The following is a 21908-nucleotide window of genomic DNA, read 5'->3' as shown; positions in this document are numbered from 1 at the left end:
CATTTTTTTATTTTCCATTTCAGTCCCTCCAAATATTTAAGTCTAGGTCAACGTCACATTACACCATATGACCGAAACACATAAACGGACACGGACAAATGCGGAGTTTTTAGTGAAAACGCCTGTACTTTTTTAGGAGAAGAGCCTATTTTTCGACTTTTATCAAAAAGTCTTGATAAACGGGCAATAAGTTAATCTTGTCTCCAAGAAGTTTAGACGTAAAAAAAGAACCGCTCTTAAAAAAGAACGATTCTTAGATCCATTTCACTTTAGGCTCTGTTTTCTTAGCGATTCTTACAATATTCTGTCTATGTCTATAGATTAAGAACAATGTAAAGCCGATAAGGATATACGTTGTCAGCCAATCACCTGCAATGAAAAAGCTTAGGACAACTGAGCCTACGCCAGCCATGATGGATGACAGAGACACGTATTTACTTATGTATAATGTCAAAAAGAAAGTGAACAAGACGAGTACAAACAATAATGGTTGCGCGAATAGTAGAACGCCGCCAGAAGTAGCAACAGCTTTGCCACCTTTAAATTTTGCGAACACCGGATAACAATGCCCGATGACAGCAGGAACCCCTGCAATGAGAGGGTGAATATCAACATCGAGTATTATAGGTAAGCTTGCAGCTAGTGTTCCTTTTAAAACATCTGCTGCTGATACAATAAAACCGGCTTTTTTACCAAGCGTCCTAAATGTGTTCGTACCGCCTAAGTTACCGCTTCCATGTTCTCTGATATCAATGCCATATCCTATTTTTCCAACTAAGAGTGCAAAGGGGATCGAGCCAAGTAAATAAGAAAGTAAAAGAATGATGATAATTTCAAACATATGAACACCCCTTAAATATGAGACTAGCTATTTTTATTATAGGATATTATGTTTCGTTTTCCCACAATTACTTTAAAAAACGGCATCCCTTTAAGAAAGGGTGCCGCTTTGCTTTTTCTCTTTTCTCTTTATGAATGGCATCCACCAGTTCCAGTCTCCAAGAAGTTTCATAAGAGACGGTACGAATATCATCCTAACGATCGTTGCATCTATAAATATGGCAAGAGCAATAGCGATACCGATCTGTTTCACAGGCATGACGTTCGTAAAAGCAAACGAGCCTGTGATTACAATCATGATCGCTGCAGCTGATGTAATGATCTTAGATGTAGAAGTTAATCCAAGTAGGGTAGCACGATCATTATCACCAGTCTCTTCGTATATCTCTTGAATCCTAGAGATCAAAAACACTTCGTAATCCATACTAAGTCCAAAAACGATTCCAAAAGTAAAGACAGGAATCATCAATCCGATATCAACAGGTTCCATGATGACACCACTTTGGAAAATCCAAACTAGTATTCCAAAAGTAGCGGACAAGCTCAGCATGTTCATAAAGATCGCTTTTACCGGAATAAATACAGAACGGAATGCGATCATGAGAATAAAGAGTGTTGTTATAAGAACGATAGCTAAGCCGTAAGGAGCCTTTTCGATGATCTCATCAAAGATCTCTTGATTAAACTTCGTAACTCCACCGATTGTGATAGACAATCCTTCATGTTCTTTTTCCCATTTTTTGACGAACTGTTTCGCCTTATCACCTGTTACATCGACAGATAGATAAGCTTTAATTACAGCAGTATCGTCATTGATAAAAGGTTTCAGAACAGGAGAGAACTGCTGCTTTCCTTGATCGGTCTGCAGGGCTTGGAAAAGTTCTGAACCGTTTAATGAATTGGTGTAAGTGAAGATAGATTCTGTTTTATTTACTTCTTTTTGACTTTGAAGATCTTTTGTAAGTTTTTCAAGTGCTAAAAGTGATTCTTCATCTTTTAGAAAAGAATTTTTAGATTCGGCAACTATTGTTACAGGGTATAACTCATCTTCACCGAACGTTTTTTCGAATTTTTCAAAGGCTAATCTTGATTCATAATCCGGTGGAAGTGCGTCGGCCTCTGGTATGGATAGCTTCATATCTTTCACAGGTGTCACAGATAATCCTAAAACCAGAGCTGCGATTACAGCCATTATAATAGGTCTTTTCATAACGAACGCTGCAAAACTATGCCAAACTGATTTTGTGTTCTCTTTTGTTTTTAACAATTTCAAAGCGTTCACTCTCTCGCCAAGAACTGCTAACAGGGATGGTAAGAATGTTATCGCATTCAGAACCGAGAGCACTACAACGAGCATGCCACCGATGGCAACGGTCTTAAAAATATCAATATCGATCAACAGCATTCCAGATAGTCCTAAGAAGACACATAAACCTGAGAAGGCGATTGAACGACCAGCTGTTTGTACAGATATGATCGTAGCTTTTTCAATACCACGATGAAGCTCTTCACGAAACCGGTTGACGAGGAGAAGAGCGAAATCTATTCCTAATGCAAGTCCGATCATAGGAACAACATTGAGTAAGAAAATACTCACATTTGTAGTTTGTCCGTAAAAATAGAGAAGACCAAGTGAACTTGCGACCGAGATTAATCCGACAATAATAGGTAAGCCTGCTGCGATCAAACCGCCGAACGCGAGCAAAAGAATGATTAATGCAGCAGGTATCCCGATCGCTTCTGCTCTAGCTAGGTCGTGTTGACTCGCAGTGTTCATATCTTCTGCAATCACGGGTCCACCTGTTAATGAAACAGAAATTTCATTGTTTTCTGGCATACGATCTCTTATTTGATCAATAGACTTTTTCAGGTCTCCAAAACTTTTATCGAACTGAACAGATGCAAAAGAAACGTTCTCTTTTATTGTTTTTTCAGGAACGTCATAAGGACTTTGGATGTCAACTACATCGTCGACTCCGTCCATCTTTTCAATCGTTTCCATGACGAATGACTTATACTCAGCGTCTTCTGGAGAGTACTCTTTAGAATCAAAGACGAGCATCACCGATGATTTTGGCTGATCAAACTTATCTTGAAGAATATTTTCTACTTTTGCGAAAGATCCATCCATTTCAAACCCGCTGCCGCTTAAGATCGAAGGGAGTTTAACAGCAAAAAAGCCTAAGAGAATGGTAGTTAGAACCCAAAATGTTATAATGAGCTTACGGAAACGGTATGTAAATTTTCCTAAGGCCTGAAACGATAAACCTTTTTTCATTCTTGGAGCCTCCTCATACTTCTATCTTCCCATATTTTAGGTTTGTTCAATGAGATATGCAAATGATACGTAATCTTAGTAGCAGGTTTATAAGAGGCAATTACGATAATGAATTATTCATAATAAAACTGATAGGTGAAAACAATGATCATTACGACAGCTGGAAAGAATGCAACACGATTAAGAAACAAAGCAAAAGAAGTAGCCGACTCGATTGACGGTACTTTTGTGGACAGAGAAAGTCATTCCATTTCTTCTATGATTCGTACATATAATGACCATATTCTTATGATCGGAGTGGACAAAATCTCGTATCATCCTAAAGACGGAGGTACACCGTTCTTTTTTCATCCCAATTCTTCTATGTTTCGTGTAAAACAGATCCTTCGAGGGGAAAAAGATGCTTTTATAGAAGCGACTCAGCTTAACGTGGGGATGAAGATCTTAGACTGTACGCTAGGCCTTGCCTCTGATGCGATCGTTGCGAGTTTAGTAGCAGGAAGTTCAGGAGCTGTAGTCGGAGTAGAGAGCAGCAGAGCGATTTCATTTGTTGTGAAGAGCGGTCTCCAAGTATGGGATTCGAACTCTGAAGAGATGAATGAAGCGATGAGAAGAATTGAAGTGGTGTATGATAATCATTATGATTTTCTGAAAAAACAGCTCGATAATAGTTTTGATGTGGTCTATTTTGATCCGATGTTCGAATCTACGATCTCATCACCTGGGATTCAAGGGTTAAAGAGCAGTGCTGATTATAGTATCCTCACAGAAGCGACCATTAATGAAGCAAAAAGAGTAGCTTCAAAACGAGTTGTAATGAAAGACAACAAAACGAGTTCGAAGTTTTATGACTTAGGATTTTCCGTAATAAAACGAAACGCCAGTTTTTTATATGGTGTTATTGATGGTAACTAAAAGGTTAAGACAGAAAAAAATCAGATGAGGTGGAACATGATCGATCTTAGAAGTGATACGCTAACGCAACCTACTAAAGAAATGAGAGAAGCTATCTACACAGCAACTGTTGGTGATGATGTATATGGAGAAGATCCAACAATAAACAAACTTGAAAAGTTAGCTGCTGAGATAACAGGAAAAGAGGCAGCTTTGTTTGTAACGAGTGGAACACAAGGAAATCAGTTGGCGGTGCTGGCTAAATGTTCACCTGGTGATGAGATCATCGTTGAATCAGAGTCTCATATCTTCTTTTATGAAGGAGCTGCTATCTCTGCATTAGCGGGTGTTCAGCCAAGAGTCATTGAAGGCTTACGAGGAGAGATGGATCCTCTTTTAGTCAAACAAGCGATTCGTACTGAAGATATTCATTTTCCAGATACAACGTTAATTTGTCTTGAGAATACACATAACCGTTCAGGAGGATCTGTCGTTTCATTAGAAAACATGAAAAAGATATACGAAGTGGCAAAAGAGGCAGGAATCCCTGTACATATCGATGGTGCGAGGCTTTTTAATGCAGCTGTAGCGACGAACAAGAATGTGAATGACTTTACCCAATATTGTGATTCGGTACAAATCTGTTTATCAAAAGGATTAGGCTCACCTGTGGGTTCCATTCTTGCAGGAGACCGAGAATTTATCCAGAAAGCTCGTAAGTGGAGAAAACGTCTAGGCGGAGGAATGAGACAAGCAGGATTCTTAGCAGCTAGTGGTATCATCTCATTAACAAAAATGGTCGACCGATTAGCTGAAGATCATCATAAAGCACGAAGGTTAGCAGATGCCATCGAAGATATGGAGAGTTTGGTAGTAGTCAATAGACCTGATACAAATATTGTAATCATGAATATTGAAAACACAAAACAGAGGAATGAAGAGTTTTTAGAAAGACTAAAGCAAGAGGGAGTTCTTGCTGTATCGTTCGGTGAAGGTCAGATTCGGTTAACAACGCATTATGATGTTAGTGAAGAAGATATCGATCATGCTATTTCTGCATTAAGACGAGTAGTAGGATAATAGAATGTATCTCAATAACGGATGAAACAATGAACTACAAATAGAAGGATGAGCCTCTACATGAAGGCTCATCCTTTGTGTTTTTAAACCGCTTCTTCGACTTTGAATGGTGAAAGATGTGAGACTCTCGGCTAGGACAGGTGGGCAGTTAAGACACACGTTAAAATGTGGTTCACTGCTTGCCCCGCCAAAAGCGTGTATCTTGAACGGAAATCAACTACTTTCAAATAAATTCTATTAAAATACTACAGGAACTCTCTTGTTCGAAATCTGTTCAAAGGCATAAGCGATGTGAATCAATTTTTTCTCAGAGTATGCTTCCCCAGTAAATATGACACTTAGTGGCATGCCGTCATCACCGAATCCAGAAGGAACTGAAATGGAAGGATATCCTGCTTTTGCAGGAATACTGTACCAGACATCGTTTGGACTGATTAGAGCAGTCAAACTGTGTCTTTCAATGGCAAGATCTATTCCTTTTTTCTGTGTCATCTCAAGATCGTTCAATCTCGCTGTAAGATATTCAGGACTCGTTAAATTCCCGTCAGTACCATTACTTTCTATCAACAGCTCTTGGTCGTGCTTTAAACACATTTCTTTGTTCTGTTCATTAAATTTGATAACATCTGATAAAGAGGAGATCTTGATCTCTGATGAAACAGTACGTAAATAATGGTTGAGGCCAAATTTAAATTCGTGTAAGAGGACCTTATAATCTGATTCAATATTCTCAAAAGGTGAGATCTGTTCTAAATAAATAATCTCTCCACCTTCATCCTCTATGAGCTTTAGAGCTTCATCGAAAACTGATCTCTGCGTTTGATTTAAATGCTTTATGCAGAATTCATACGCTACACCAAATCGCTTTCCCTTTAGTGAGGCTTGTTCTAAACCTTCTATATAGCTCGGATGATCTGGAGTAGATAATGTTGCAGGATCTAGCGGATCATTTCCCTGTATCGCTTCAAGGAGGATCGCAGCATCTTTGACGTTTCGTGCCATAGGACCTGCGGTGTCTTGACTAATTGAAATGGGAATGATACCGGATCGAGAGATTAAACCGACAGTAGGTTTGATTCCTACGATATTATTGTTTCCAGCGGGACAAAGAATAGAGCCTGAAGTCTCAGTTCCTATGCTAAGTGCAGCAAAATTACTTGCTACAGCTGCGGCAGAACCTGAACTAGATCCACTCACATCTAATACACCAGGTCCGTATGGATTCAATACTTGACCTCCTCTAGAACTAAAACCGTTTGGCATCTCATATGCCATGAAGTTAGCCCATTCCGTCATATTTGCTTTGCCGATAATAACTGCACCAGCATCTCTCAACTTCTTAACGAGAAAAGCATCACTTTTGGCATAATGGTTTTCTAAAGCCAAAGATCCAGCACTCGTGTGCATCTGATCGGCAGTGTCGATATTATCTTTAATGATGATGGGAACACCGTGTAAGGGTCCCCGAACTTTTCCGTTCTGTCTTTCAACATCCAGGCTTCTTGCAATGAATAAGGCATGGGGGTTGATTTCTAACACGGAGTTGATCATAGGTCCTTGTTTATCATATTTGGAGATACGATCTAGATAAAACATTACGAGGTCTAATGATGTCAGATCACCGTTCTCAAAATGACGCTGTATCTTTTCTAATGTGATCTCGTTTAAATCCAACACAATATTTTGTGACATTTTGCCGCTTCCTCTCTTAATTACTTAATACTTATTATATAAAACTGTCGCAAAAAAAGGAATTTTCAAAGTATTCATAGAATAAATAAAAAAAGGCCCGCATCATGCAGACCTTTAAGGTTTTAAGCCGATTCCTGTACTATTCACTAAAAGATACTTTCATTGGAGACCATTCACCGATTATACCCTGACCATGAAGCGAGGTGCTTCCTTCAGGTGATAAGTCTTTCTCTGTCATAAGTCCTAACGCTACGGTAAACTCATTAAACTTGATCGGCACATCTTGTTCTGTTCGAACGATCTTTCCGTTCACTGAAAAGGTCACTTCATCAGCTGATCGGTTATAGGTGATCTCGAATTCGTTCCATTCTCTTTGATCGAATTCATGCTCCTCTTTAAAGATACAAAAATATCTTGTTTTATCTGTTTCAGGTACTGAGACACCTGGAAAAGGGAGTACCGCATATACACTCGCATACTTATCGTTACCTGCAAAGAAATCAAGTGCTGCGCCTGTAGTGAAGTCTAATAAGTTTACAGAAACAAAACCATCATACAGATCATTCGCATTCGTTCCGATCGGACGTGAACGCATTCTCCATTGAAAAGAAACGGTTCCGTCTTGTGGCACTTTGATCGGTTCATTTGAATAATACATGTGTTTTGCATTATCTAAGAACTGAACAGAAGGGTGGGATTTAGTGAAAGGATTTACTCTAACATACAGCTCGTCGTTACGAACAATTACAACTGCCTCAGGTTCTCTAAACTCATGGAAGGATCCATCTGGAAGAGGGAAGCCACCTATCCTCCATGTTTCAGATTCGGTCAGGATAGAATGGAAATTGCCGAGTACGATTTCATTTTGATGTTTTTTCATTAAACACAGCTCCTAGTTAATTGCTTATAAACATATTTAATCAAATTAAGATTGATGAGGCAAATGCTGGCTTTTCTATTAATACCCGTCCACAAAAAACTAGATTTCTAGGATGGACAAGTATATTTCAGAAAAAACTGAATAATAATGGTATTAAGAGCTCGCAAATTAAAGGGAGGGTGTTCTCTATGAAAACGGTATCTCAAATTAATTTACGAAAAGAAAAGGAAAAAACGTTCTCAAGCGATGATAGAATCATGTTGTTTATTACGAAGTTTCATCTGAAATCAAAACGTGATAAATGGTTGACGTTAAGACTTTTAATAAGAAGAGGATCAGTTGATCTAGTGGAGCAAATCTTAATCAGTTCAGAATATAGAAGAGATTTTCCAGAACTTCTTGAAGATGAAACGGTTAGGGATTTTTATTTAGACTTAAAGAATCCAAAGAAAGAAATATGTCTTACCGTTTAACCTTTTGGTAATCCAAAAGGTTTTCTTCTTGTCATTTTTGTGTGCAAAGTATTTATCATTTGATATAATACGTACAAGAAGATGAAGGAGAACGATGTAATGAAGCGCTATACATTAGAAGAAGCCAACCAATTGCTTCCGGTCCTCTCAAAAGAATTTGATTCTCTACATAATCTACAAAGAGAGTTTGACTTGTGGTATGAATCTTTTCAGCAGGTCGAACCTCAGTTAAATGCTGAAGAAAAAGCTGCCTGGGAAAAAAGGATTCAATTTATGGAACTTGAAGCTGAAATGTTTATTTCAAATATCTTGTCACATGGTGTTTGGTTTGAAGATGCCTTCTCATCGACACTCCATTTTCCAGCTATATTAAATGGAGAAAAAGGTGTATTCAAATGGCATCCAGAAGAACCAGTCATCACGATCTATGAGAGTATTGAAAAAAGCTTAGATTCACTTCATCTGGTAAATTAAGGGTTGCTTGTGGAATTCATGTAAATAACACTTGTATTATTCTCTAAAAAAGCTTATGATATTAATCGTGACGTAATTAGCGCCTATAGTGAAATGGATATCACACGAGATTTCGGCTCTCGTATTCTGGGTTCGAATCCTGGTGGGCGCGCCACTTCCAATTGAATAACTAAGAATATCGGTTAGACCGGTACTCACCACGGGGAAGGCTATTGGGACCGGTGGTTTTTTATTTGGCGTCACAAAAATAAACTAACGTTGCAGGTTGGTGATTAATTGTGTCAGAAAAAATGAGAGTACTCTTGTATTACAAGTATGTTCCGATCGATGATCCAGAGAGCTACAAAGACGAGCACCTAAAGTTTTGTAAAGATTTAGGTCTTCTAGGCAGAATAATCGTTGCTCCTGAGGGAATCAATGGAACCGTGTCAGGAACGTATGAACAGACTCAAGTATACATGGATCATTTAAAAGCAGATCCGCGATTTGAAGATATTGTTTTTAAAATAGATGAGGTTGAAGAACATGCGTTTAGTAAGATGTTTGTTCGTCATAAAAAAGAGCTCGTAACTTGGCGTTTTGAAGATGATGTGAATCCGAACGAATTGTCAGGTAAACGTTTATCTCCGAAAGAATTTTACGAAGCGTTGCAAGATGAAGATGTTATCGTAATTGATGGACGTAACGACTACGAATACGAGATCGGCCATTTTCGCGGTGCTATCCGTCCAGATGTAAAAGCATCTAGAGATTTTCCAAAATGGGTACGTGAGAACATCAGCCAGTTTAAAGATAAAAAAGTTTTAACGTATTGTACAGGCGGTATCCGCTGTGAAAAGTTTTCAGGCTTTCTTCTTCAAGAAGGATTTCAAGATGTATCACAGCTAGAGGGTGGAATCGTAACGTACGGTAAAGACGATGAAGTACAAGGGAAGCTTTGGGATGGTAAACTTTATGTGTTTGATGAACGTATCTCAGTTCCCGTTAACCGTACAGAGGAAGATGTAGTGATCGCTACATGTTATTATTGCGGAAAAACAGAAGATCGTTATGTGAACTGCGCAAACCCAGAATGTAACAAACAACATGTTTGTTGTCCGGAGTGTGAAGTGAAACATAAGCGTTCTTGTTCAAAAGAATGTCTAGATCATCCACGTAACCGTTATGAGACGGAACAAAAAGAACAACAGACGGTTTAAGCTAAAAAAGCCAGTGTTTATACTGGCTTTTTTTATTTTCCTGTTTTAAAGTAAACGGTATATAGTTGCAACTTTTGACATCAAAATACGGAAAACAAAACGGATGCAAAACCAGACACAAAAGAGTGATTAAAGAGGTGATTGAGTTGAATAATAAAGCTAACGATATTTCTGAACAAGTGATAAGTAATTATCAAAAAGATGAAGGTATGATGATCATCATCTATAGTCAATGGTGTGTAAATAATAAGCTCGATCCTAAAGCCGTCTATCTTAAAGCTTATCCAGACCAAAGTAAGAATGAGTATGTGATGCATATGCTAGAGCAAACTGTTTCAATCGATGAAGCAGAGCACATTCCTCATGATACTGTGCTTCAAGTTTTATCGATGTTTGGTAACGATGATCTTGCCTTTGTAGTGTCCAATGAAATTCAGGCGATGAAGGAGACAAAAAAAGGATGAACATCAATAATCTTGTTATCGCGAGCTATAAAACAGGGCAGTATATTGGAAAAGCAGGCGAAGAACGAAACCAGATGGTTCTGTTTGAAGTGCTTGCGGTAAAAACACACCCTTGGCAAGGTGATCTTCATAATCCCAAACAAGCAGAAGTCCCATTTTTTCAGGAAAGAAGAGCCTTGAGTTACGGAGAGAAGACATGGGTGCCCGTGCATACTGTAAAGAACTACGACGGTGAACTTCCCCCATACAAGGAATCTCTAAAACAAGCCTTAGATCATTACATAAAGAAACTAGAAGAGGACGCTAGCCCATGGTCAAAACGTTCGTTGGAATGTTTATTTTCATTAAAAAAAGATTATAAACTTGATTAAAAGTGGATAGACAGTGGAATGAGATATTATAGAGATAAAGGTGGCGATAGAATTGGAACTTCAGAAACAGATTATTTCAGAGTTGAAAGTAAAACCTAAGATTGATGCGAAAAAAGAGGTTATGTCCAGAATTCAATTTTTAAAGGACTATGTAAAAAAATCAGGTGCAAAAGGGTATGTTCTCGGCATCAGTGGTGGACAAGACTCGAGTCTTGCAGGAAAGTTAGCCCAGATCGCCATGAATGAGCTGAGTGAAGAAACAGGGGTAAAATATACGTTTGTAGCGGTTAGACTTCCTTATGGTGTTCAAAAAGATGAAGAAGATGCACAGCGTGCACTGAAATTTATCGAGCCAGATGTATCCCTAACAGTAGATATCAAACCAGCAGTAGACGCCTCTGTAAGCGCGTTTATGAAGGCGACTGAAAAAGAACTTTCTCACTTTCTTAAGGGAAACACGAAGGCTCGTGAAAGAATGAAAGTTCAATATGACCTTGCTGGTGCCTATCAATGTTTGGTCATCGGTACAGATCATGCAGCAGAGGCGATAACAGGCTTCTTTACAAAACATGGTGATGGCGCATGTGATATCATTCCTTTGTATGGCTTAAATAAAAGACAAGGAAGAGAGCTGTTAAAAGAACTAGGCGCAGAAGAACGTCTATATTTAAAAGTTCCTACAGCTGACCTTGAAGATGACAAGCCTTTGATTCCTGATGAAACAGCACTCGGAGTTACTTATGAAGAAATTGATGATTATCTTGAGGGCAAAGAAGTGTCTTTGGAATCTAAAGAAAAAATTGAAAAGAGATACATCCAAACCATGCACAAAAGAAATCATCCTGCTTCTATTCACGATACATGGTGGAAATAAGTAAAGAGCATCTGGGAAACCAGGTGTTTTTGTTTTGCCGATTTTAGGTTATACTTGTTTTTGGAATAAAGGGGAAGGGGATACATAACTTTGAGTAAAACGGCGAAGATCATCATCTCATTAGGTATCGTATTTTTAGCATATTTTGTTTATGATACCATTAATCGCGAGAACGAAAGAAAAGATAAATTAAATGTTATCGACGAGCATTTTAAGAAACCTTTTAAGATTGAAGAAGAGTTAAAAGAACAATATGATAATGACTTTCTGATCGAAATGGACAAGGAACTATATATCGTGACAGTTGAAGATCATAAAGTCGTAAAGACTGTAAAGCAATAATGTAAAAGAAGCCGCTTATAAGAGAGCGGTTTTTTGTTTGATTTGTTGTTACGCGTTGTTTTACCGCAAAAAATCGAGCAGCCTGTATGAAAACAACTATTTAAAAACACAACTGTGAATACATACAAAGTGACTCTTGAAGGCATTCACTTTTTCATTTAAAGTAGATGAAAGCTCAACTGTATACATATTATATTGATGGGGTGGTAAAATCATGGAAAATTCATACGTCTTGTATCATGATCAAATTATTAAAGACGGATCGATACCAGTTGATCCAGAAGACAGAGGCTACCTTTTCGGAGATGGTATCTATGAAGTGGTCTTTGTTTATGACAAAAAACCTTTTGCGTTTAAAGAGCATTTCGCGAGGTTTGAACAAAGTGCTAAAAAACTAGAACTTGCAATGCCCTACGATGTTTCTACGTTTAAAAAGCTTACAGATGAACTGATCAGTAAGAACAACATCGAAAATGGAATGGTCTATATTCAGATGACGCGTGGAGTAGCACCGAGAAATCATCTTTATGAAAGAAATATGCAAAGCGTTGTAACAGGTTTTGCAAAATCTGTTTCACTTGAAAACATTGCGGAATCTCAAGCAAGGGGTATCAGCACGTACTTAACGGAAGACATCCGCTGGCTACGATGTGATATTAAAAGTTTAAACCTTCTTGGCAATGTAATGGCAAAACGAAAAGCTGCAGACTTTGACTGTCAAGAAGCGATTCAGCACAGAGATGGAACAGTAACAGAAGGATCTTCGTCCAACGTATTTATCGTAAAAAATGGAACATTGAAAACACATCCAAGTACGAACCTAATTTTAAATGGTATCACTAGACAAATCGTGATCAAATTGGCACAACAAAATGAGATCTCAGTTTTAGAAGAAGCGTTTTCGGTAGATGACCTTTTAAACGCGGACGAAGTTTTCATTACAAGTACAACGATGGAAGTTACACCAGTCACAAAACTTGTAGGCAGAGAGAGTCGATCGTACGACATTGGTCCTGTAACTCTAAAACTGCAAGATGACTTTAAGAAACAGATTATAGTGAATACTTCAGTCGTTAACTAGTCTTAATTGTAGGGGAAAACATGAAAAAAATACTCAAGTACTTTATAAATGGACTCTTGACCATCCTTCCGATCGTGTTAGCTGTTTATATGATTTATAAGATTTTTGGATTCTTAGACAGCATCCTTGGAAATTTATTAAAAGATGTTCTAAAAGAAGATTATATACCCGGCATCGGTCTCACCACAACGCTCGTTCTCATCACGGTCTTAGGCTGGATGTCTACTCAATATGTATCAGGAAAAATATTTAGTCTTATCGATCGGGTACTAGAGAAGATACCATTTGTTAAGACGATTTATTCTGTAATTAAAGATACGATCCACTCTCTGTTTGGAGAGAAAAGATCTTTCTCCAAGGTTGTCCTGATCGAATATCCTGAACTGAATTTAAAAAGTGTTGGTTTTGTTACGACTGAAGATGTAAGTAGCTTAAGTGACGAGTTAAGAGATCACGTTGCTGTATATATCCCTCAAACGTTTCAGATTGCAGGCTTTACTTTTTTAGTACCAAAAGACAAGGTCAAGGTTCTCGATGTAAAACCTGAAGATGCCATGAAGTTTTTATTATCGGGTGGCGTCGCAACAAAATAACATAGTCAATAAACAAACACCCTTTACAATGGAAAGGGTGTTTTTCGCTTTCCTTTTCTCATACATTGAAAGAAAAGGAGGGTGTTAAGAGTGGCTAATTCAAAACGGTTATTTACAAAATTAACACTCATCCCGTTCGAAATGGTCATAAATGCTATTCCATTTTTTCATAGAGAAAAAGTAATTTGGGAACTAAGTAAAGAGCAGAGGACGTTGCTTCAAGATGAATGGAAGAGAATAAAAAGAAGAAACGGAGAAGTTAAGATAAATCTTCAAAGCAATAGCAAGGAGCTCATTCAAAGAATCAGAGCAGATACTAAACGCTTTAACAAGAATAATGTTACACGTACCGCAGCTTATTTAACGTTCTATAATAAACATCCTGAGATCACATGGTCATTTTTAGCACATATGGTTTCTAGAAATGCAGGTTATTTTATGAGTGATCTAAAAGGGGAGTTCTTACCACATATTCTTGAAGAGACGTTTACAATAAGATTGTACGATATGCTTGAAAAAGGGAACAGTATGATCTTTGAGGATGCTTATCCTCAATTGCTTCTATACGAAGAGAGTAAAAAAAGGGGGATATCTCTGTTTTATCTTAGTTCTAATTTTAACATTTCTCCTTTTATTGAAGGAGTTTGGGAGGTTTATATACGCCGAGAAGATCAGAGCTTTTTATTACCTGTCGCACAAATTATTAATGAACAAAGTCATCTTGAAAAAGCACTTGTTCAAACAGAAGAGTATAAGAAATTATTAAATTCTTTCACATATCGACTGCAAGAATGGCTTAGACTTTCTCAAATTTTGTTTCCTACATGGCCGTTGAAACATTCAATAGGAAGAAACATGCACCATTTTAAAAACCTCGACGAAAGAATTCGATTGGGACAAAACTTATACGCTACATTATTTCAGCCGCAATTTGTAAAGAAGATACACAGCTTTGCAAATACTTTTCCTCATACTGGATCACGATGTGATTATGATGATGATAGTTTTACAGCTTTCAATAGTTCTCTTGATAAGTTTCCTAAAGAAAAGCTCTCTTTTTTTAAAGTGAAAAATAACACGAAAATATATAGTCCATTTCTTCTAGATGTATGGAAGTACAGCTTTAATGGACCTTATCTTGGTTCGAATTGGTTTGAAGATGAAGAGTATGTATTAGAGAAGATGAAGTTACTTAATAAACCTTCTCCCTCCACATGGATGACGTATTGGTCTGGTCTTCACAAAATTGAGTCTGTGTTTCTTTTCAATCGATATTATAAGTTGCTCAAAAAAAATAGAAACCTTTGATAAAGGCTTCTATTTAAAGAAGGAAAGGATGTTACCCATTTGCTGTGCAAGGCCCATAACTTGATTAGCTCCGCCCATCATTTTTCCGAAGTTAAGTCCAGATCCTTGATTGTTTGGCATCATGCCCATTGAACTTTGACTGCTCTGCGTCTGCTGCTGATGAAAAGGCATACCTTGCATCATTGGATGCGGCATCCCACCAGGTGGCATCATCGGCATCATATACGGCATGAAAGGCTGTTGAGTTAATCCTTGTGAATATTGCTGCTGTGGCATAGCTGGAGTTTGAGCTGCAGGTGCGTATGGCGGTCTGCCGGGTACCGTTTGGCTATTTGCATATCCCTTTGCAGTAGGTGTAGTAAAAGGGTCGTATCCGCCATATGGGAACATTCTTACAGATTTCTCTTTCAAAAAAATCACCTCATAATAGTTTCTATATATGTATATTCAACGAACGAAAAAGGGACATAACCCTTTTGTGGAACTGATGAAAACGCCCTGTCCAAATTTAAAACACATCATATTTTAATAATAGAAATGTGTGCTTCGAAAAGGAGGATAAGGGATTTATGTCTGATGATCATACTTCATATGAATGGTTGTTAACAGCGATAGGTGATTCCTTAACTGTAGGAGTAGGGGCACCAGTGTTTGGTAAAGGATATGTTGGAAGATATGTAAACTTCACACAGACCACTTTTGATAAGCACATCTTAGTAAAAAACTTCGCAGTAACAGGAACAACATCTGAAGAAATATTAAATTCCTTAAAAGATAAAGAGATCAGACGGTCGATTAAAGATTCTAAAATCATACTAATCACAGCTGGGGGGAACGATCTTATTCAAGCAGCTTTTAAATATATGTTTACGAAAGAAGAAGAATTGATCTACTTGGCGCTTGAAAATTGCAAAAAAAATCTCAACAAAATTTTTAAAAAGATCTATAAAATTAAAAGAAATTCAACGGAGCCGTTTATCATCAGAATATGCACGCTGTATAACCCGTACTTTAAATGGAGTAAAGCCATGCAATGGGTCAACATGTTTAACGATTTGATCAAAAGCTATGAGAAGATGCCATATGTGAAAGTAGCAGATCTATACAGTGTCTTTATGGGTAGAGAGAGTGAGCTCGTATGTTTTGATACGATTCATCCAAACAAAAAAGGCTATCAAGTCATAGCCGTTTCTTTGTTTGATTTAGGTTTCCCTGAAATTGAGTGATAAGTTTTCCCTTACTCAATTTCAATAAAATTTCACGTACCGTATGTAAATATAATTGTAAAAAAAATAAATTCAGCAACTAAACAAAAAAAGAAGAGCTGCCACAATAATGACAGCTCCTCTCTGGAATTATATTTACATAACAGGAACTTTTTCAAATTCTTTTCTGAGTGATTTTGATCGTTTTGCAGCATGTTCCACCGCTTTTTCAATGGCAACACCACCGCCATTCTCTGCAAGTGCTTCTAGACCTGCTGCTGTAGTACCATTCGGTGAAGTCACTTTCTTTCTGAGTTCAGCAGGTGAATCATCAGATTCCATCACCATCTTACTTGCGCCATAAAGAGTTTGTGCAGCGATGTCGCGAGCTAGTTCACGATCGAGTCCGTTTTCTACAGCTACATCTTCCATATGTTCCAGCAGATAATAAAAATAAGCAGGCCCACTACCGGCTATTCCAGTGAAAACATCCATCTGTTTTTCGGAGATGATTTTTACTTTTCCGATCGCTTTCGATAATTCTTGAGCTAAATCCAAATCTTCATTTTTCACATACTTACCGGCACAAATACCTGTGATAGATTCACCAATCATACTTGAAGTATTAGGCATCACGCGAACAATAGGCAAAGATCTGTCGATGATCTCCTCTATATACGATGTTGAAATTCCGGCAAGAATGGATAAGATGACATGGTGATCTTGAAGAGCGGGTCTAAGTTGTTGAAGTACTTCTTCCGCTTGTTTTGGTTTTACCGCAAGAATAATCACGTCTGTGTTTGATAATGATAGTTCTCGAACTGAAGTTGTTGTAATGTTATATTTGTTAGTTAGTTCAAATCTTCTGTTTTCATTCGTGTGGTTTGCGGCTATGATTCGATCAGGAGAAATTCCAGCTTTGTGGATCAATCCCGAAATCATTGCTTCTGCCATTGAACCAGCACCAATAAACGTAATATTTCTGTATTTTAACATGCAACCCCTCTTTCAATGATTTTACTTATTTATAAAGTACTATGTTAACATCTTCACAAATATATGCAAGTCGTTATATTCATTTCCTTCTGATTGTAATATGATTTTTACATAAGGAAATAAAAGGGGAGAGCATGGATGAAATTTTACGTCGCTTCAGGATTTCAAAACAAAGAGCTTGTAAAAAAGATAGGGAATGACCTACAAAAAAATTTTAAATGGCAGCTGACTTATGATTGGACGCTAAACGATAGGGCAGAGACGAAAGAGGATTTAGCTGCAATAGGAATTAAAGAATATGAAGCCGTTATGAAAGCGGATATAACGATCGTGATATTACCTGGTGGAAAAGGGTGTCATACAGAGCTTGGTATTGCATTGGGAAATAAGAAAACCGTAATCTTGTATGATCCAGAGGGTCTGCTGAAAAAATTAACAGAAGCTACTACATTTTATTTTCTGCCAGAGATCATACATTGGAATGGGGTAGTAGAAGAACTGCCTTCCTTATGCAGCTCTTCTGTACCTGGACCTTATTGTGCCTCTTTATAAGATTGATTTTGAAAGGTTGTAACTGTTTTATTTGCAATTCGATCGTATCCTTCATCGTTTGGATGGATGGAATCAAAAAGCCATTTATCCATATCTTCTGTTTGAAGGGCATCACTAACAGGAACAACCATGGCTGGTTTGTGTGAAAGGGCTGTTTCGTAAGCGATTAAATTCCAATCATTTAAAAGCTTTTCAGTAGCTGGATAATATTTTTGCTCAGCATTCACAACGTTGTATAATTCATTCAAAACGATTATTGCATTCGGGTTATGTTTTCTGATGTTTTCAAAAATGTCGTTTAAATTCTGCTGATATTCAGTTTTAACGTCATCATAACTTTGTATTCCTTTTAGAGGGCCTTGTTTTTTTGCTATTTGTACGAGGTCATTACCGCCGATATTGATTGAAATGATATCTGCTTTTTCAACAGATTGTTGAACGGCTGGAATCTCCAATTGATTCAATAATCCTTGACTCGTAAAACCGGAAACACCCTGATTTTCGAGAATGATGGTTTTACCAGTTAAATTCTGGAGATTTCCATTAACTTTACTAGCGAAACCGCCTTCTTCAGAGCCTCTACCTTCAGCAACAGAATCACCGAGTACAAGGTGGTTCAATGTTGACTTTGAAGATTTTTTCAGATAATCAAGATAAGTGATCTGCTTTGAATCCGAAGAAGCATCCTGGTTGATCACAGATTCTTTTTTAATCTGGGCTATTTTATATTGTGGATAGTAGTACCACCCGACTGCACTTATGACCAACAGCAAAACAAACAAGGAGATGATATATCTCTTTTTCATATATATCCTCCTGTATGAGTAGTTTTTAATAAAAGTATTAGTTATAGATAATATCATAAATATGCCTAGAAAGTGAAAGGTGACAACTTGAATAACACTTCTTTAAAGATGCCTGTTTTTATCCCTTTAATAATAGGAATTATCGCAATATCATTTTCTTCCATTTTTGTTAAATGGTCAGATGCTCCAGTCTCTGTTCAAGGGATGTATCGTTTATTATTTACTTTGATCATGATGTTGCCGTTTGTTTGGAAACAAGCACGATATTTGAAACAAATCAATTGGCGAGAAACCTTTTTACTGATTTTATCAGGAGCCTTCTTAGCTCTTCATTTTTTATTCTGGATGGGATCATTAAAGTTAACTACCGTAGCAAGTTCAACAATATTACTTTCTCTACAGCCTGTTTTTGTAATGATTGGGGCATACATAGCCTTTCGGGAAAAAACGTCTAAAGCTGCTATCATTGGGATGATGGTTGCCATCCTCGGCGCAATAATGATTGGATGGGGAGACATTGGCATCTCAGCAAAACAGATCCAAGGAGATCTTTTATCTATTTTAGGTACGATTGTAGTTGCGGCCCATATGTTGATCGGCCAAAAGCTTCTTAAGACATTTCCTGCTACGCTTTATAGTTTTACGGTATTTCTTGTAGCTGTCATTGTATTTGGAATCTATAATCTAACATTAAATATACCCATGACTGGCTATCCTGAGAAGGAGTGGGGGATCTTTTTACTGCTTGCCATCATACCAACTGTGTTTGGACATGTATTGTTCAATTGGCTATTAAAATATGTAACAGCTGCTACGATATCAATGGCAATATTAGGTGAACCTGTAGGGGCTACATTGCTAGCATACCTATTTCTTGGTGAATCACTAACCCTTTCCCAATGGAGTGGTGGTGCTATCGTATTAGCGGGACTGTATTATTTCTTGCAAAATACGCGAAAACAAAATAAACGAACAACCCATGCGCCGATCAAGCCGCCACTCACATCAGGTCCCATTGTGAAAAAAGGGTAAGAGCCTATTTCTATGCTTTTGTATGACATTCTTATATGATGAAACAAATAGATGAAAAAAGGAGATTGATTTTATGAGTAACTATGCAAAAGCTACTTTTGCTGGAGGATGCTTTTGGTGTATGGTCACACCTTTTGAAGAGTGGCCAGGCATCATTTCTGTAGAATCGGGCTATACAGGTGGTCACAAAGAGAACCCGACATACAAAGAAGTCTGCAGTGAAACAACCGGCCATTTTGAGGCAGTCCAAATTACATTTGATCCATCCATCATTTCGTATGAGAAAATCGTCTCTGTTTTTTGGAAACAAATTGATCCTACTGATGCTGGCGGACAATTTTACGATCGTGGAGATTCCTACCGCACTGCCATTTTCTTTCATGACGATGAACAAAAATTGATTGCTGAGAATTCAAAAAAAGAACTTGAAGAGAGCGGCCGATTCGACAAACCAATCGCAACATTAATTTTACCAGCTGATACATTTTATCCTGCTGAAGAATATCATCAAGATTATCATAAAAAGAATCCGTTTCATTACAAGCGTTATCGTCAAGGCTCAGGTCGAGATGTCTTTATCAAATCACATTGGGTAGACAATGGGCAAAAAGAAGAAATACTAAAGTCACTAAATCCTATGCAGTATAACGTTACACAAAACGATGGAACTGAACCTCCTTTTCAAAATGAATTTTGGAATCATACAGAAGAAGGTATCTATGTAGATATCGTTTCTGGGGAACCTCTTTTCAGTTCTTTAGATAAATTTGATAGCAGTTGTGGATGGCCTAGTTTTACAAAGCCAGTTCGTTCATCTACCGTTGAAGAAAAAGAAGACTTGTCTCACGGTATGATCCGAACGGAAGTTAGAAGTAAGGATGCAGATTCTCATTTAGGACATGTATTCACAGATGGTCCTCGAGATCGAGGAGGATTAAGATATTGCATCAATTCTGCAGCACTTCGTTTTATTCCTAAGAACGAACTAAAAGAAAAAGGATACGGAGAATATCTTACTCTGTTTGAACAAAAATAAACCAGCTCAAAGCTGGTTTATTTTTGTTCAGAAGAGGAATAAGAATGTGACTGAATGTATTTTAATCGAGCAAATAGAATAATTGCTCCAGCTGATAGACCTGATATTAATCCGATCCAATAACCGTACGCACCAAGTGTTGTGAAATTAGCTAGATAATATCCTACTGGTAAACCAAGCACCCAATATGAGATGAATGAAAGCATAAAGGTCACATTTACATCTTTATAGCCTCTTAGCGCACCTTGTATTGGAGCTCCTATAGCATCTGCAAGTTGAAAGAACACCGCATACCATAAAAACGAGGTCGTCAGTTGAATAACTTCTTCTTCGTTTGAATACATGTTTGCTACTTGTTCATCAAAAATCATTAAAAGACCTGAAAGAATGAGAGCAAATCCAACCGCCGTCACAATCCCGATATAGCTATATTGCGCTGCATCTTTAAAGCGTTTTGCACCAACTTCAAAACCAACTGCAATCGTAAGCGCAAAAGAGATGCTCAGCGGCAGCATATACAGGAACGAAGCAAAGTTGAGTGCGGCTTGGTGAGCAGCAATGGTTATCGTGTTAAATTCACTCATTAACAAGGTAACTGCCGCAAATATACTTACTTCAAAAAAGATGGCTAGACCAATTGGCACCCCGATCTTCAACTGTTCTTTCCAAGCGGTCAAAGAAGGTTTATAGAAGTTTCTAAACAGTTTATACTCTCTGAATGGATTAACTTTAACGACGATTATAACGGTAATAACTGCGGTTACCCAATACGTTATAGCTGTTGCAACACCTGCACCTATTCCGCCTAACTCAGGAAAACCACCTATACCAAAAATAAATAAGTAGTTAAAGATCGCATTCACCGGTAGTCCGACAAGAGTAATAAACATTGTGATTCTAGTTTGACCAAGGGCATCTATAAAAGATCGAAGTGCTCCATATAAAAACAACGGCATGATCCCGAAAGAGAGTGCGATTAAGTAGCCTCTTGCAACGTGCTCCACTTCTTTTTCGAGGGTCATCGCTCCAAGAATAGGATCTAGTACCATTGAACCTAGTGCAACAACGATCACGGATATTACGACTGATAAGTAGACAGCTTGCATAACGGACCGTGGCACATTTTTTGTATTTTTAGCCCCTACTAGCTGTGATACGATGGGTGTTAATGCCATTAGGATACCATTTAGTCCAGTGAAGATAGGAACCCATAAACTCGATCCGATAGCTACACCAGCGAGTTGATCAGCTCCAGATCTTCCGCTCATAACGGTATCTAAAAAGTTCATGGCATATAAACCTAACTGAGTGATCAAGACTGGAATCACCAGGATTAAGAAGTTTTTGTATTTATCTCTTAACGAATATGTCTGTATCATCTGCATACTTCCTTTAGTATTAAACTGTCAATTCGAGACAATGCATTATATCATAAAAC

General features: G+C 37.8%; 24 protein-coding genes and 1 tRNA gene. 17 read left to right on the top strand and 8 right to left on the bottom strand.

Annotated elements, in window-relative coordinates; translation table 11 throughout:
- Positions 1-253: 253 nt before the first annotated feature.
- Positions 254-841: a glycerol-3-phosphate 1-O-acyltransferase PlsY gene (gene plsY, locus ACOZ9X_RS08695; protein ID WP_144700489.1), complete on the bottom strand. Its 588-nt coding sequence runs from the start codon at positions 839-841 to the stop codon at positions 254-256.
- Positions 842-931: 90 nt separating this feature from the next.
- Entirely contained in the window at positions 932-3118 is a 2187-nt protein-coding gene (locus ACOZ9X_RS08690) for an MMPL family transporter (RefSeq protein ID WP_423417843.1), read from the bottom strand.
- Between the two features lie 144 nt (positions 3119-3262).
- Between ACOZ9X_RS08690 and ACOZ9X_RS08685 the strand changes: the two genes are divergently transcribed.
- Both ACOZ9X_RS08685 and ltaE read left to right on the top strand, forming a co-directional pair.
- Entirely contained in the window at positions 3263-4033 is a 771-nt protein-coding gene (locus ACOZ9X_RS08685; protein ID WP_423417842.1) for a class I SAM-dependent methyltransferase, read from the top strand.
- A 24-nt stretch (positions 4034-4057) separates the two neighbouring features.
- A complete protein-coding gene (gene ltaE / locus ACOZ9X_RS08680; protein ID WP_423417841.1) occupies positions 4058-5092 on the top strand; it encodes a low-specificity L-threonine aldolase in 1035 nt (344 codons plus the stop codon).
- 237 nt (positions 5093-5329) lie between these two features.
- Here the strand turns inward: ltaE and ACOZ9X_RS08675 are convergent, their stop codons facing one another.
- Entirely contained in the window at positions 5330-6784 is a 1455-nt protein-coding gene (locus tag ACOZ9X_RS08675; protein WP_423417840.1) for an amidase family protein, read from the bottom strand.
- A gap of 139 nt (positions 6785-6923) precedes the next feature.
- Positions 6924-7664: a DUF6081 family protein gene (locus tag ACOZ9X_RS08670; protein ID WP_423417839.1), complete on the bottom strand. Its 741-nt coding sequence runs from the start codon at positions 7662-7664 to the stop codon at positions 6924-6926.
- Positions 7665-7852: 188 nt separating this feature from the next.
- Between ACOZ9X_RS08670 and ACOZ9X_RS08665 the strand changes: the two genes are divergently transcribed.
- The 11 genes from ACOZ9X_RS08665 (at position 7853) to ACOZ9X_RS08615 (ending at position 14843) form a co-directional block, all read left to right on the top strand.
- A complete protein-coding gene (locus ACOZ9X_RS08665) occupies positions 7853-8137 on the top strand; it encodes a hypothetical protein (RefSeq protein WP_423417838.1) in 285 nt (94 codons plus the stop codon).
- Between the two features lie 99 nt (positions 8138-8236).
- Complete coding sequence (locus ACOZ9X_RS08660) at positions 8237-8611, top strand: DUF2203 domain-containing protein (protein ID WP_423417837.1); 375 nt, start codon at positions 8237-8239, stop codon at positions 8609-8611.
- Between the two features lie 79 nt (positions 8612-8690).
- A tRNA-Arg gene (locus ACOZ9X_RS08655) sits at positions 8691-8765 on the top strand.
- Between the two features lie 136 nt (positions 8766-8901).
- Positions 8902-9810, top strand: coding sequence for a rhodanese-related sulfurtransferase (locus ACOZ9X_RS08650; RefSeq protein WP_423418254.1), 909 nt, complete (start codon positions 8902-8904; stop codon positions 9808-9810).
- Between the two features lie 146 nt (positions 9811-9956).
- Positions 9957-10274, top strand: coding sequence for a hypothetical protein (locus ACOZ9X_RS08645; RefSeq protein WP_416731632.1), 318 nt, complete (start codon positions 9957-9959; stop codon positions 10272-10274).
- A complete protein-coding gene (locus tag ACOZ9X_RS08640) occupies positions 10271-10645 on the top strand; it encodes a kinase-associated lipoprotein B (RefSeq protein ID WP_423417836.1) in 375 nt (124 codons plus the stop codon). Before ACOZ9X_RS08645 ends, ACOZ9X_RS08640 begins: the two co-directional genes overlap by 4 nt.
- 52 nt (positions 10646-10697) lie before the next feature.
- Positions 10698-11519, top strand: coding sequence for an ammonia-dependent NAD(+) synthetase (gene nadE, locus ACOZ9X_RS08635; RefSeq protein WP_423417835.1), 822 nt, complete (start codon positions 10698-10700; stop codon positions 11517-11519).
- Between the two features lie 90 nt (positions 11520-11609).
- Positions 11610-11861: a hypothetical protein gene (locus ACOZ9X_RS08630; RefSeq protein ID WP_423417834.1), complete on the top strand. Its 252-nt coding sequence runs from the start codon at positions 11610-11612 to the stop codon at positions 11859-11861.
- Between the two features lie 214 nt (positions 11862-12075).
- Positions 12076-12942 (top strand): D-amino-acid transaminase, encoded by an 867-nt coding sequence (gene dat / locus ACOZ9X_RS08625; RefSeq protein ID WP_423417833.1) that lies wholly within the window; start codon positions 12076-12078, stop codon positions 12940-12942.
- 20 nt (positions 12943-12962) lie between these two features.
- Positions 12963-13535 carry a DUF502 domain-containing protein gene (locus ACOZ9X_RS08620; RefSeq protein ID WP_423417832.1) on the top strand — a complete coding sequence of 191 codons (573 nt, stop codon included), beginning with the start codon at positions 12963-12965 and terminating at the stop codon, positions 13533-13535.
- Between the two features lie 90 nt (positions 13536-13625).
- Positions 13626-14843, top strand: a complete 1218-nt coding sequence (locus ACOZ9X_RS08615; protein ID WP_423417831.1) for a DUF2515 family protein — start codon at positions 13626-13628, stop codon at positions 14841-14843.
- Positions 14844-14852: 9 nt separating this feature from the next.
- On the opposite strand, the gene ACOZ9X_RS08610 is transcribed toward ACOZ9X_RS08615, so the two are convergent.
- Entirely contained in the window at positions 14853-15254 is a 402-nt protein-coding gene (locus ACOZ9X_RS08610; RefSeq protein WP_423417830.1) for a hypothetical protein, read from the bottom strand.
- Between the two features lie 158 nt (positions 15255-15412).
- On the opposite strand from ACOZ9X_RS08610, the gene ACOZ9X_RS08605 reads away from it, so the two are divergent.
- Entirely contained in the window at positions 15413-16069 is a 657-nt protein-coding gene (locus ACOZ9X_RS08605) for a GDSL-type esterase/lipase family protein (RefSeq protein ID WP_423417829.1), read from the top strand.
- 135 nt (positions 16070-16204) lie between these two features.
- Here ACOZ9X_RS08605 and proC read toward each other — a convergent pair whose 3' ends face one another.
- The gene (gene proC / locus ACOZ9X_RS08600) at positions 16205-17044 is read right to left on the bottom strand and encodes a pyrroline-5-carboxylate reductase (RefSeq protein ID WP_423417828.1); all 840 of its coding nucleotides are present in this window, start codon (positions 17042-17044) and stop codon (positions 16205-16207) included.
- Positions 17045-17182: 138 nt separating this feature from the next.
- On the opposite strand from proC, the gene ACOZ9X_RS08595 reads away from it, so the two are divergent.
- Positions 17183-17596, top strand: a complete 414-nt coding sequence (locus ACOZ9X_RS08595) for a group-specific protein (protein WP_423417827.1) — start codon at positions 17183-17185, stop codon at positions 17594-17596.
- Here the strand turns inward: ACOZ9X_RS08595 and ACOZ9X_RS08590 are convergent.
- Positions 17578-18402, bottom strand: a complete 825-nt coding sequence (locus tag ACOZ9X_RS08590; RefSeq protein WP_423417826.1) for a GDSL-type esterase/lipase family protein — start codon at positions 18400-18402, stop codon at positions 17578-17580. The two genes, ACOZ9X_RS08595 and ACOZ9X_RS08590, sit on opposite strands and share 19 nt — an antisense overlap.
- Positions 18403-18489: 87 nt before the next feature.
- Between ACOZ9X_RS08590 and ACOZ9X_RS08585 the strand changes: the two genes are divergently transcribed.
- Both ACOZ9X_RS08585 and msrA read left to right on the top strand, forming a co-directional pair.
- A complete protein-coding gene (locus ACOZ9X_RS08585) occupies positions 18490-19434 on the top strand; it encodes a DMT family transporter (protein WP_423417825.1) in 945 nt (314 codons plus the stop codon).
- A 73-nt stretch (positions 19435-19507) separates the two neighbouring features.
- Positions 19508-20470 (top strand): peptide-methionine (S)-S-oxide reductase MsrA, encoded by a 963-nt coding sequence (gene msrA, locus ACOZ9X_RS08580; protein ID WP_423417824.1) that lies wholly within the window; start codon positions 19508-19510, stop codon positions 20468-20470.
- A gap of 17 nt (positions 20471-20487) precedes the next feature.
- Here msrA and ACOZ9X_RS08575 read toward each other — a convergent pair whose 3' ends face one another.
- The gene (locus tag ACOZ9X_RS08575; protein ID WP_423417823.1) at positions 20488-21849 is read right to left on the bottom strand and encodes an MATE family efflux transporter; all 1362 of its coding nucleotides are present in this window, start codon (positions 21847-21849) and stop codon (positions 20488-20490) included.
- Between the last annotated feature and the right edge of the window lie 59 nt (positions 21850-21908).

It is taken from the genome of Fictibacillus nanhaiensis (assembly GCF_049537595.1).
In the GTDB taxonomy this organism is placed as follows: Bacteria; Bacillota; Bacilli; order Bacillales; family Fictibacillaceae; genus Fictibacillus; species Fictibacillus nanhaiensis_F.
This window is presented reverse-complemented; position numbering and strand designations above follow the sequence as displayed.